We start from the raw sequence: 12597 nt of genomic DNA on the forward strand, positions 1-12597 counted from the left end.
AGGAGGTAATTGCTTACCTCCTTTTTCAATTTGAGTGTGTAGTCTTAAAAAGACCTACTCTGCAACAGCTGCTTGGTTATCTGAGTTACTGTAAATCAATAGTGGTTCTGACTCACCATTAATTACCGACTCATCAATCACAACCTTGCTTACATCAGTTGAAGATGGCAGTTCGTACATAGTTTCTAGTAGAACACCTTCCAAGATAGAGCGTAGACCACGAGCACCCGTTTTACGGTTCATTGCTTTCTTCGCAATTGCGCGTAGGGCGTCTTCACGGAATTCTAACTCTGTATCCTCAAGTTCAAATAATGCAGCGTACTGTTTTGTCAGTGCATTCTTTGGCTCACAAAGGATTTGGATTAGCGCTTCTTCATCAAGCTCTGTCAGTGTTGTTGTAACAGGTAGACGACCAATGAATTCTGGAATCAAACCATACTTCACTAGATCTTCAGGTTCTACTTGAGTGAACAGTTCACCGATAGTTTTGGTTTCGTCTTTTGAACGCACTTCTGCGCCAAAGCCGATACCTGAACCTGTTTCTACACGTTGCTCAATCACTTTATCTAGGCCGGCAAACGCACCACCACAGATAAATAGGATCTTAGACGTGTCCACTTGCAAGAACTCTTGCTGTGGATGCTTACGACCACCTTGAGGTGGAACTGAAGCCACTGTACCTTCAACAAGTTTTAATAGAGCTTGCTGTACACCTTCACCAGACACGTCACGCGTGATCGATGGGTTTTCAGCTTTACGAGAAATCTTATCGATTTCATCGATGTAAACAATGCCGCGTTCCGCTTTCGCTACGTCGTAATCACATTTCTGAAGCAACTTCTGGATGATGTTTTCAACATCTTCGCCCACATAACCCGCTTCGGTTAGTGTTGTTGCATCTGCCATTGTGAAAGGAACGTCTAGGAAACGAGCCAGTGTTTCAGCCAGTAGTGTTTTACCACTACCAGTAGGACCGATAAGAAGAATGTTACTCTTACCTAGCTCTACGCCTTCAGCCGTCGTATCACCATTACGTAAACGCTTGTAGTGGTTATATACTGCAACTGCTAGCACTTTTTTCGCGTATTCTTGACCGATTACATAGTCGTCAAGATGCTCACGAATCTCACGCGGCGTTGGCAGCGATTCCGATTCTTTCTTTGGAAGAACATCTTTAATTTCTTCACGAATAATGTCGTTACAAAGATCGACACATTCATCACAAATGTAAACAGAAGGACCTGCGATTAACTTGCGAACTTCGTGCTGGCTTTTGCCACAGAAAGAGCAGTAAAGCAATTTACCGCTACCACCCTCTTTGCTTTTATCTGTCATTCGCTAACCTCTTAGCCTTTACTCTCTATGTTTGAGTGTATATCAATTTGAATCACTTTGCGTTAAACAATTGCCCTGCAATTATTGACCGCGGTGATTAAGAACTGAATCCACCAAACCGTATTCTACAGCCTGATCAGCAGACATGAAATTGTCACGATCTGTATCACGCTCAACAACCTCTAGAGGCTGACCTGTGTGCTCTGCCAATAGTTTGTTTAGCTTTTGCTTGATCGTTAGGATCTCTTGCGCGTGAATTTGAATATCAGACGCTTGGCCTTGGAAGCCGCCAAGTGGCTGGTGAATCATTACACGTGAGTTTGGAAGCACGTGACGCTTACCCGGTGTACCACCCGCTAGTAAGAATGCACCCATAGAGCAAGCTTGACCCATACATACTGTGCTCACGTTTGGCTTGATGAACTGCATTGTGTCATAGATAGACATGCCCGCTGTTACGCTACCGCCAGGTGAGTTGATGTAAAGATAGATATCTTTGTCTGGGTTTTCTGATTCCAAGAAAAGCAGTTGAGCCACGACAAGATTTGCCATGTGGTCTTCCACTTGACCTGTTAAGAAAATGATACGTTCTTTTAATAGACGAGAATAAATATCGTAAGAACGTTCACCACGGGAAGTCTGTTCAACCACCATAGGAACTAGTGCGTCCATAATCGATGGCATTGTATTTTTTTCTTGGTAGCTCATATTCTTATGTCCCTAAAATAAATGGCCCGAATGATTAAATCATACGGACCATTGTTAGCAGAATTGTTGACCGTACGTCAACCTTCTACGTCAGATATTACTATATTAAGCAGGTTGCTGATTCATTAGCTCGTTGAAGCTAACTTCTTTATCAGAAACTTGAGCTTTAGCGATGATTGCATCAATAGCTTGCTCTTCTAGAGCAACATTGCGCATGTTGTTCATCATTTGCTCGTTTTGCTCGTAGTAAGCAATAACTTCTGTTGGATCTTCGTATGCTGTAGCCATCTCTTCGATGATAGCTTTAACTTTCTCGTCATCAGCTTTTAGCTCTTCAGTCTTGATTACTTCACCAAGAAGAAGACCTACAACTACGCGACGTTTAGCTTGCTCTTCGAACAGCTCACGTGGAAGTTGGTCAGCAGCTTCAGTGTTGCCACCGAAACGTTGAGCAGCTTGTTGACGTAGAACACCGATCTCTTGATCGATTAGAGCAGAAGGTACGTCGATGTTGTTTTCGTTAACTAGACCGTCGATTGCTTGCTCTTTGATGCGGTTCTTAACTGCTTGCTTAAGCTCACGCTCCATGTTCTTACGAACTTCAGCTTTAAGACCTTCAACGCCTTCAGCTGCGCCGAACTTAGAAACGAATTCTTCGTTTAGTTCTGGAAGCTCACGAGCTTCAACTTTGTTCAGCTTGATAGAGAACTTAGCAGCTTTACCTTTTAGGTTTTCAGCGTGGTAATCTTCTGGGAAGTTTACTTCGATTTCGAATTCCATACCTGCTGTTTTACCAACGATACCGTCTTCAAAACCAGGGATCATGCGACCAGCACCCATCTCTAGTGGGAAGTTCTCAGCTTTACCGCCTTCGAACTCTTCACCGTCGATAGAACCAACGAAGTCGATAGTTGCACGAGAACCCGCGTCAGCAGCAGCTTCAACTTCAGTCCAAGTTGCTTGTTGCTTACGTAGAGTTTCGATCATCTCTTCAACGTCAGCTTCTTTAACTTCTACTGCTGGTTTCTCAACAGTGATGTTTTCTAGACCTTTCAGTTCAACTTCTGGGTAAACTTCAAAAGTTGCGTTGAATACTAGGTCAGCGCCTTCGTTGTTTTCAACTGGTGCGAAAGTAGGTGCGCCAGCTGGGTTGATTTTCTCTTTAACGATCGCTTCGATGAAGTGACGTTGCATTACTTCGCCCATCACGTCTTGACGTACTGCTTTGCCGTACATTTTAGCAACCATCTTCATTGGCACTTTGCCTTTACGGAAGCCATCGAAACGACGGTTTTTCGCGATGTTGCGTAGTTCAGCTGTAACTGCATCTTCGATGTTAGCAGCAGGAACAGTAATATTAAGACGGCGCTCTAGGCCTTCTAGCGTTTCAACAGTAACTTGCATTATATAAACCTCAAAACTGGCTCAGTAATCTGAGCATATGAGCCGTAACTTAGCTTTAATTCAAAAGCCGACGTTGTTGGCTGCATCCTTGTGTAGTGCTCTATCCGAACACCTAATTTAAAATCGAGCATTGATGTCTGAATTGATTATTCAACCAAACACCAGACTAATCAGCGATATCTTCGTTCTTCACGCGTCGATTAAAACGCAATAAAGCTTGTTTTCGAAAACAAGAAAGGTATCTCCGATTAGCCTCAGGACAGAAATTTTAGACGCGACATTCTAGCGATCTGTTTAATCTCTGTCGAGCCGTTCACCTCTGCATGATGATGAATGCTCTAAATTCGTCCAACTAAATGATACAAAAACGATCAAATCATCACTTAGCACAACAGAAATGGGGACAATAGCGACTTTTTCAAGGGAATCGAGGGCTTTTTTTGCTAAAAACCTTAAAAAGAGATCTTGCTCTTGTTTTACCCCTCAGAGTCGATAACTTTTTCAACAATCCCCGTTACAAACCCTTAACCTACATCCATCTGGCGACTGTCTACTTTCAGCAAACACTACCGCTATTTGCTACCATAAACGAGAGAAGACGGGCTTGATTGATTACCAAAGAAATTAGCGGAGAGCCTTCATGTTTCAAGCTTTTAGAATCCCAATACTATTAATGGCCATATACAGTCTACTGATGGTCTTTGGCGGTCATTGGGTGTGGAGTACAAGTCATGAAAGTTTGTTAAATGATCATCAATCTAAGCTAGACCGCTTTTCGGTTCATATTTCAAGCCAATTGGATAAGTTCGCGCACATTCCAGAGCTGCTTTCAAAAGACAAAGAACTGGTCGATGCCCTTCACTCTCCAAGTAACTCTGCGCAAATCGAACTCACCAATCGCTATCTAGAGCACGTAAATTCGGTGATTCAAGCGTCCGACACTTATTTATTAGACAGCATTGGCACCACTATCGCAGCCAGTAACTGGAATCTACCGCGTTCTTTTATTCGTCGAAATTTCGCTTTCCGTCCCTACTTTCAAGAAGCGATTCTTGGCAATGAAAATCAATATTTTGCGCTAGGTTCAACCTCTGGGAAACGAGGCTATTATTATTCTTACCCCGTCTCCTATGCCGCCGAGATTATTGGCGTCATTGTCGTAAAGATGGATTTATCGCTGATTGAAGCAAGTTGGAAAGGCAAACAGAGTTTTTTTGTTGCTGACGATAAAGACCAAATCGTATTCATGTCGAGTAATCCTGAATGGCTGTTCAAAAGCCTTCAGCCGCTGAGCCAAGCACAGCAAGCTCGAATTCAAGAAAGCAGGCAGTATCTCGATACCAAAATAGAAAGCCTGCACTTCTCGGGTGACTTAGAGAGTGCTACTAGCAATATTGAGTCTCCCCACAAGCTCGTCCAAGAGCAATTCTTTAGCTCATCACGCTTCTTAGCCGAACCGAAACTCACCATACGGGTATTTTCTCCGACCCACTTAGTTTGGTGGGATCTGGTGGCTTACCTAGTGGTTTTGAGCCTTATCTTTGCGATTATTTATCTAACGATGCAGCTCAATCACCATCGACAACAAAGGCGTGCCCAAATTGATAGGCTGCAATCTGAAGCCAAGCAAAAGCTAGAGTTTCAAGTACTTGAGCGCACATCAGAGCTGCACGTCGAGATTAAACATCGTATCGAAACCGAACATGTACTGAGGCAGACACAAGACGAACTCATCCAAGCCGCCAAACTAGCGGTGCTAGGGCAAATGTCGGCAAGCATTAGCCATGAGTTGAATAACCCTCTCGCTGCGATTCGCAGTTATGCCGACAACGGCCGACTGTTTCTTGCCAAAGAAAAGACCGATCGTGTCGATGACAACCTCTCGCGAATCTCGGCGCTCACTGATCGCATGGCGAAAATCAGCCACCAGCTTCGCTCCTTCGCCAAGAAATCCACCGCGGAAGAGCTACACACGTTGCAGATACTTCCCGTATTGCACTCGTCAAGAGAGCTGATGAAACCACAACTCAAGAGTGAACGAGTAAAGGTCAACGAACTTCCTGAAACCTTTGATGCTTGCGTGCTCGCCAACGCCATTCAATTGGAACAAGTGATCATTAATTTGCTGACCAACGCGATTCAGGCGATGGAACAACAAAGCGACAAGCAATTAGCTATTCTGTTAGAGGTTAGGGAATCCGACCATCAACAAACCAGCACCTTGCTGATTCATGTCGATGATAATGGCCCCGGCTTCACTTCCTCTTCGAGCGGAGATTTTTTTGAACCTTTCCATACCACCAAGAAAAACGGACTTGGACTTGGGTTATCGATTTCTCAACAAATAATCAGCGGAATCAACGGCAAGCTCGTTACCGGTCACAGCCCTCAAGGTGGCGCTCGATTCAGCATAGAGTTGCCCCTTGTTGAGCAAGAACAAAAAGAAAAAAACCAACACCCAAACCAAAAACAACAGACTGAGATTAAACCGTTAGCAAGCTAGCTATTGAACAAGCGAGTCAACCAACAAGCAAAAAACTCAGCGATAATCAGAATACAAAGAAGTAAAGGAATCACTATGTGTCACGTCTATTTCATTGATGATGAATCCGACCTAAGAATGGCGATTGAACAGAGCTTTGAGCTCGCCGATATTGAAGCGGAGTTCTTTCCCGATGCCGAATCTGCTCTGCTCGCAATTCAAGAGAACGGCTTACCCCACGTAATCATCACTGATATCTGTTTACCGGGTATTTCCGGGCATGACTTGCTCAACACCGTAATGCACAAAGACAAAGAAGTCCCCGTAATCATGATCACTGGCCACGGCGATATCTCCATGGCCGTACAAGCAATCCAAGACGGCGCGTATGACTTCATTGAAAAGCCGTTCGCCAATGAACGTCTAATCGAAACCACTAAGCGAGCGATAGAAAAACGCCAACTTACCCTTGAGAATCTTGAATTGAAGCGCTCTCTCAAGGCCAGTAAAGCGCTTGGACCAAGAATCATTGGTGACACGCAATCAATGACCGAGCTGCGTTCTATCATCACCCACGTTGCCGACACTAACGCCGATATTTTGTTGTTTGGTGAGACAGGTACGGGCAAAGAATTAGTCGCACGATCCCTACATGAGCAAAGCAGTCGACGAGAACAGAACTTTGTTGCCGTCAATTGCGGGGCGGTTCCAGAAAATCTGATTGAAAGTGAGTTGTATGGCCATGAAAAAGGCGCATTCACAGGTGCTGAGAGTAAACGCATTGGCAAGTTCGAGTTTGCTCAAGGCGGAACCCTATTCTTAGATGAGATCGAATCCATGCCGATGCAGGCACAAATTCGCCTGTTACGTGTCTTGCAAGAACGCGTCATCGAAAGAGTTGGCTCAAACGGATTGGTCCCACTTGATATTCGAGTCATCGCCGCAACCAAAGTTGACTTGAAAAAGGCAGCTGAAGAAGGAACTTTCAGACAAGACCTTTACTACCGATTGAATGTTGTCACCCTAGATTTACCGCCGTTGAGAAGCCGCCAAGAGGATATCCCAGCACTCTTCCACCACTTCTTACTGGTCGCTGCGGCACGTTATGGCAAAACAGCCCCGGCAATTCCACAGAAAGAACTGCACGAGCTTTTAGCCCACGATTGGCCGGGAAATGTACGAGAATTGCGTAACACTGCGGAGCGTTTCGTACTTTTAGGCAAGCTATCTCACTTATCAGACAGCACTTCGGAGTCGACCCAGTATTTGTCGTTAGCAGAACTGGTTTGTGATTTTGAGAAAAACACGTTAAAGCAAGCGCTTATTGAGTGTAATGGCAGCATCAAAGAGACGATGGATAGGCTGCAACTTCCCCGAAAAACACTCTACGATAAGATGCAAAAACACCAGCTAGTGAAAGAGTCATACAGACAAAACGAAAACTAAATTAGATTTGGGAGCAAGATCACCTATACTTATTTTGATAATAGGATGTTATGCAATCAAAGTAATAAGGAAATAACTATGGGTGAGAAAACAAGAGTTCCCTCGATCACCGATACTTTCGAGATAGATGGTATTTTTTATACTGACAATCATGTCGATCTATACACGCCAGAATTAGAGGCAAAAAGAGCGCTGTATGAGCAGATTGATTCAGGTTCTAGATATGGCAAGATTATCGATGAGGAGGTTTAACCCTCCTCATCACTTCGTTGTTACTTCACTATCTACTTAGTGATGATCTCTGGCCCCATCAAGGTGGTCGGTAACCATGTTGATACCCAAGGTACGTAAGTTACGATAATCAAGAACAAGAACATCACGCCAACCCACGGCAACGCTGCTTTTACCACGTTCATCATCGACATCTTCGCGACCCCGGCGGTCACAAACAAATTGAGCCCAACAGGCGGCGTTATCATCCCTATCTCCATGTTCACCACCATCATGATACCTAGGTGAATTGGGTCGATACCCAGTGCAATTGCAATTGGGAATACCAACGGCGCAACGATGATCAGCAAACCTGATGGCTCCATGAACTGCCCACCAATCAAGAGTAGAACGTTCACCACAATCAAGAAGGTGATCGGACCCAAGCCTGCAGAAAGCATAGACTCAGTGATCATCTGAGGAATGCGTTCCTCTGTCAGTACATGCTTAAGAATCAGAGCATTGGCAATGATAAACAGCAGCATGATGGTCAGCTTACCTGCATCATAGAGCGTGTCTTTGGTATCTTTGTGGAAGAAGGTTTGGAACACTTTAATCAAAGCAGGCTTTGTATTCTTCTTGTCAGCGAAAGGCCCCATATCTTTATAGATAAAGTTGGCAATAAAGAACGCGTATACCGCTGCAACAGCCGCCGCTTCCGTCGGCGTAAAGATACCGCCGTAGATACCACCCAAAATGATGACAATCAGTAGCAGACCCCAACTTGCGTCTTTTGCTGCTGCGAACATCTCACCCCAGCCCACAAACGGCTGTGCAGGAATCTTCTTAATACGTGCTGCAATGTAGATAGCAATCATCAACATCACACCCGCCAACAGGCCAGGAATCACGCCGCCTAAGAACATACGACCGACAGATACATCCGTCGCCGCAGCGTAAACCACCATAACGATGGATGGTGGAATCAAGATACCCAACGTACCCGCGTTACAGATCACCCCTGCCGCGAACTCTTTTGTGTAGCCGTTTTTGATCATACCCGCGATAACAATACTACCGATTGCCACTACCGTTGCTGGAGACGACCCAGATAACGCTGCGAACATCATACACGCCACAACCGATGCCATTGCTAAACCGCCGCGGAACCAACCCACCATTGCAATAGCAAAACGGATAATACGTTTCGCCACACCACCTGTGGACATGAAGCTAGAGGCCAAGATAAAGAAAGGAATCGCTAAGAGAGTGTAATGGCCTGCAAATGCATTAAACAGCGTTTGTGCAACGGATGCCAAAGAAGCATCTGAATGCATCAATAAGAATATGACGCTTGATAATCCGAGGGAAATCGCAATTGGTACACCGACCAACATGAAAGCAATTACCATTAAAAATAGAAATAACATTGCCATGATTAGTCTTCCTTACCGTTAGATTTTGTACCCGACTCATTCGCCTTGTTTTGCTTAGTCGAATCCAATACCGCTGTCGCGTCTTCATCAGAACCCGCTAACACATCAGCTTTCAATGCATCCAGCTCTTCTTCGGCTTCATGCCCCGCAATCATGCGGTCAAGCTTGCCTGTGACTACTTGGTAAGCAACTTGGGCAAAACGGAACGTCAGCATTGCCATACCAATAGGCAGTGCCATGTAAGGAATAAAACGTGGCAGTTTCTCGTATCGCTCGCCTTCATTCATCCAGTCGGCAAGGAACTGAAGCATCTCTGGCATTGGAATATCATCGGTCTCGTACCAAGCGCGCTCAGTCGCGAACGGGTACCAGTAATTCCATGAACCTATAAGAAGTAAGATTGAGAATGCTAGGCAGCTTGTGACGGCGATTAACGCATACACTTTGCGTAGCTTTTCTGGGGCAAGGTTGATGATCACATCAACACCAATGTGGAAGTGTTTTTTAACGCCATAAGATGCGCCCACTAACACCATCCAAGCGAACATGAACACCGTCAGTTCTAGTGCCCATAAGATATTGCCATTGAATGCGTATCGAAATACCACATTGGCAAAAGTAAGTAGCGTCATTGCGCCAAGGAAAAATGCGATTAATGACTCTTCAATCACATCCGTAACTCTTCCGACTTTGGAAAAAAAAGAGGTTTCCAGTGCTGACTCGCTAGAATTTGGCTGTTCCATTTGAGGATTATCCATAATTGACTCCGCTTATAGTTATTTTAATAAGGAGTGGCGAAATGCACGCCACTCCCTTAGCGGTGTTATTGGTTTGAAGCTAACGCTGCATCGATAAGATCTGAACCGATGTCTTTTTCAAACTTCTTCCATACTGGTTGAAGCGCCGTTACCCATGCTTCACGCTGTTCAGGCGTAAGCGTACGAACCTCACCACCAGCTTCGATGATGTTGTTTTTGTTCGCTAGGTTAACTTTTGAAGATTCTGCGTTACGAGTCTCAGACACTTCTTGAACGATTGTGCCAAGTTGCGTACGTACATCTTCAGGTAGGTCTTTCCAGAAGTCGTTCGACGTTACTACCAGGTAATCAAGGATACCGTGGTTAGTTTCTGTCACGCCGTCTTGTACTTCAAAGAACTTCTTACCGTAAATGTTTGACCATGTGTTCTCTTGGCCATCGATAACCTTAGTTTGTAGGCCACCGTATACTTCTTTGAAAGACATCTTCTGTGGGTTAGCACCCAGTTGTTCAAACTGAGCAACCAATACGTCTGATGCTTGAACACGGAATTTCAAACCTTCCGCGTCTTCAGGATTGATAAGAGGTTTGTTTGCTGACATCTGTTTCATGCCATTGTGCCAAAACGCTAGTCCTTGAAGGCCACGACGCTTCATCGCGTTCTTCAGCTTTTCGCCAGACTCTGAGTTTTGGAAACGGTCAACAGCTTCTACGTCTTCAAATAGGAAAGGAAGGTCAAAAATGCGGTATTTCTTAGTGAACTTCTCAAATTTAGACAGCGATGGCGCCGCCATTTGAACATCACCATTTAACAGGGCTTCCAGTACTTTATTATCATCGTAGAGTGTTGAGTTAGGGAAAACTTGCATACAAGCTTTGCCATTCATTTCCGTGTTTACTCGCTCTTCCAGTAAAGAAGCGGCAATGCCTTTCGGGTGCTTATCGGTATTGGTTACGTGACTGAACTTAATCACAATTTCACCTGGGTCACAGTTTGCAGCAGCATTAAAACTTGTGAGCGCCAGAGCAGATACAGACAGCAGGGTAAGAGGCTTAAACATTATTATTCTCCTTAGTAAACAAAGCAGCCCTTCAATGGGAACTGCGTGCTTTCACTAAGGCAATTAGCGCGCCACATCAACACAATTCATTAACAAGCCTTTAACCACAAGGCTTCATCAGATCTACTTGCAGTTGTCGCTAACTCGCTGCAAAAATTAATGGGTGGAAAATGACACATAGAATATTTGTAAATGGGTGGAAGCTGACCAATGTATTAGTAATGAATGAGGTCTGACCAAAAGCCACATTACCGATGATGTCTTGAAGTAATTTCGACCTATCCTGTAGAGTGCTGCACAACTTAGTCAGATTTACTGTCCCACTACTTACCAAGAGTTGATACCAATGAGTCAGATCTACCATCACCCAGTACAAATTTACTATGAAGATACCGATCACTCTGGTGTGGTTTATCACCCAAACTTTCTTAAATACTTCGAGCGGGCACGCGAACATGTCTTGGGCAGCGATAAACTGGCGGAATTGTGGAATGAGCACGGACTAGGTTTTGCGGTCTATAAAGCCAACATGACTTTTCAAGATGGGGTTGAGTTCGCTGAGATCTGCGACATCCGAACCTCTTTTGAACTCGATGGAAAATACAAAACCTTATGGCGACAAGAGGTATGGCGTAAAGATGCGACTAAGCCTGCCGTGATTGGTGATATTGAAATGGTCTGCCTTGATAAAGACAAGCAACTGCAGCCAGTGCCTGCTGAAGTATTAAAAGCGATGCTTGGCGAAACGAGCTAACTTTATTTTATCTACATAGACGTAAAGAGATGAGACGGCGAAAAGCTTCTCATCTCTATCTGCATGGGTAACAAATGACCACCAAGAGTCACGGCGAAACGATACTGTTCATCCAACCGCCCCAAGCAACATTGCCAACCTGTAGAACTCTCGGTTTTCTCAGTAACATCCAACCCAACTCCACTGTATATGCTGATTTCACCATGCAATCTAATTTCATCCTGCAAGTTTGGTTGAAAATCCGAAGCGTGAAGTGGCAATGTTTGCTCCGTCAGATTGGAGAAATCGAACGAAAAGCTTCGCAACGATGTGGCTAGCCCCTTGCCCGTCGCTTTGATATACGACTCCTTCAGCGCCCACAGATCGAAAAAGCGCTCTCTTTGTTCTTCTTTGCTGAGCTCAAGTAAATCCGTCAATTCCGTATCTGAAAAGTAGTGCTTCATGATCGAGTCGATATTGGTCGAGCTTCTGGCATGTTCGATATCGACGCCTAATTGAAGTGACTTCCCTTCTCTCTGGCAAACTGCGATTAACAAATGTTCTTTGCTATGACTGATATTGAAATTCAGGCCGGTTTCTATTTGTTGTTTCTCAATTAATCTTGGCTTCCCTTTCTCACCATATTCAAAGCGCCACGCTTCAGGCATCAAATCAGAATAGCTAGACAGCACCTTTCTTAGGTAGTTTCTAACATACAGGGCCTGAATTTGAGATGAAGGCATTCGATAGCGCTCAACTTTGGCTATCTCGTCGGCCGTCAGTCTCTTTTTGAGCTGAGATACATTGTCTGGCTGGTCATTCAAGTTACTCAGAGAACATAGCCACAAATCAACAACGGGAGTTTTCATTTAACTCGAACTCACTTCTATAAATCACTCTTCAAAACACGATTGGAACAACCCAATCGAACAAATTTAACTCACCTATGAATTAAGTGGAACCTAGAGAATACGGAAGGAAAACCCCCTTCATATGAGGACTTAAAACTAATTTTTAAAATAAT

General features: G+C 44.4%; 11 protein-coding genes and 1 pseudogene. 4 read left to right on the top strand and 8 right to left on the bottom strand.

Features of this window, described 5'->3' with window-relative positions:
• Nucleotides 1–54: 54 nt before the first annotated feature.
• The 4 genes and pseudogenes from clpX to OCV30_RS22905 form a co-directional block, all read right to left on the bottom strand.
• Entirely contained in the window at nucleotides 55–1335 is a 1281-nt protein-coding gene (clpX, locus tag OCV30_RS11040; protein WP_009847283.1) for an ATP-dependent protease ATP-binding subunit ClpX, read from the bottom strand.
• Nucleotides 1336–1416: 81 nt separating this feature from the next.
• Nucleotides 1417–2043 (bottom strand): ATP-dependent Clp endopeptidase proteolytic subunit ClpP, encoded by a 627-nt coding sequence (gene clpP, locus OCV30_RS11045; RefSeq protein WP_004736080.1) that lies wholly within the window; start codon nucleotides 2041–2043, stop codon nucleotides 1417–1419.
• Nucleotides 2044–2148: 105 nt separating this feature from the next.
• The gene (gene tig, locus OCV30_RS11050; RefSeq protein WP_004736079.1) at nucleotides 2149–3447 is read right to left on the bottom strand and encodes a trigger factor; all 1299 of its coding nucleotides are present in this window, start codon (nucleotides 3445–3447) and stop codon (nucleotides 2149–2151) included.
• 294 nt (nucleotides 3448–3741) lie between these two features.
• Nucleotides 3742–3924, bottom strand: a pseudogene (locus OCV30_RS22905) (hypothetical protein); the annotation flags it as partial.
• Between the two features lie 163 nt (nucleotides 3925–4087).
• Between OCV30_RS22905 and OCV30_RS11055 the strand changes: the two are divergent.
• The 3 genes from OCV30_RS11055 to OCV30_RS11065 all read left to right on the top strand — a co-directional run bounded on the left by OCV30_RS11055 (nucleotide 4088) and on the right by OCV30_RS11065 (nucleotide 7627).
• A complete protein-coding gene (locus OCV30_RS11055) occupies nucleotides 4088–5950 on the top strand; it encodes a sensor histidine kinase (RefSeq protein WP_065679320.1) in 1863 nt (620 codons plus the stop codon).
• 75 nt (nucleotides 5951–6025) lie between these two features.
• Complete coding sequence (locus tag OCV30_RS11060; protein WP_065679321.1) at nucleotides 6026–7375, top strand: sigma-54-dependent transcriptional regulator; 1350 nt, start codon at nucleotides 6026–6028, stop codon at nucleotides 7373–7375.
• Between the two features lie 78 nt (nucleotides 7376–7453).
• Complete coding sequence (locus tag OCV30_RS11065) at nucleotides 7454–7627, top strand: hypothetical protein (RefSeq protein ID WP_004736075.1); 174 nt, start codon at nucleotides 7454–7456, stop codon at nucleotides 7625–7627.
• Between the two features lie 32 nt (nucleotides 7628–7659).
• Here OCV30_RS11065 and OCV30_RS11070 read toward each other — a convergent pair whose 3' ends face one another.
• From OCV30_RS11070 to OCV30_RS11080, 3 genes are all read right to left on the bottom strand, one after another.
• Nucleotides 7660–9021 carry a TRAP transporter large permease gene (locus OCV30_RS11070; protein WP_065679322.1) on the bottom strand — a complete coding sequence of 454 codons (1362 nt, stop codon included), beginning with the start codon at nucleotides 9019–9021 and terminating at the stop codon, nucleotides 7660–7662.
• Between the two features lie 2 nt (nucleotides 9022–9023).
• Entirely contained in the window at nucleotides 9024–9779 is a 756-nt protein-coding gene (locus OCV30_RS11075; protein ID WP_009847290.1) for a TRAP transporter small permease, read from the bottom strand.
• A 65-nt stretch (nucleotides 9780–9844) separates the two neighbouring features.
• Nucleotides 9845–10840 carry a TRAP transporter substrate-binding protein gene (locus tag OCV30_RS11080; RefSeq protein ID WP_012604509.1) on the bottom strand — a complete coding sequence of 332 codons (996 nt, stop codon included), beginning with the start codon at nucleotides 10838–10840 and terminating at the stop codon, nucleotides 9845–9847.
• A gap of 346 nt (nucleotides 10841–11186) precedes the next feature.
• On the opposite strand from OCV30_RS11080, the gene OCV30_RS11085 reads away from it, so the two are divergent.
• Nucleotides 11187–11594 carry a thioesterase family protein gene (locus OCV30_RS11085; protein ID WP_004736070.1) on the top strand — a complete coding sequence of 136 codons (408 nt, stop codon included), beginning with the start codon at nucleotides 11187–11189 and terminating at the stop codon, nucleotides 11592–11594.
• Between the two features lie 11 nt (nucleotides 11595–11605).
• Here OCV30_RS11085 and OCV30_RS11090 read toward each other — a convergent pair whose 3' ends face one another.
• Nucleotides 11606–12442 carry a 4'-phosphopantetheinyl transferase family protein gene (locus tag OCV30_RS11090; RefSeq protein ID WP_065679323.1) on the bottom strand — a complete coding sequence of 279 codons (837 nt, stop codon included), beginning with the start codon at nucleotides 12440–12442 and terminating at the stop codon, nucleotides 11606–11608.
• Nucleotides 12443–12597: the final 155 nt, after the last annotated feature.

It is taken from the genome of Vibrio atlanticus, assembly GCF_024347315.1.
GTDB lineage: Bacteria > Pseudomonadota > Gammaproteobacteria > Enterobacterales > Vibrionaceae > Vibrio > Vibrio atlanticus.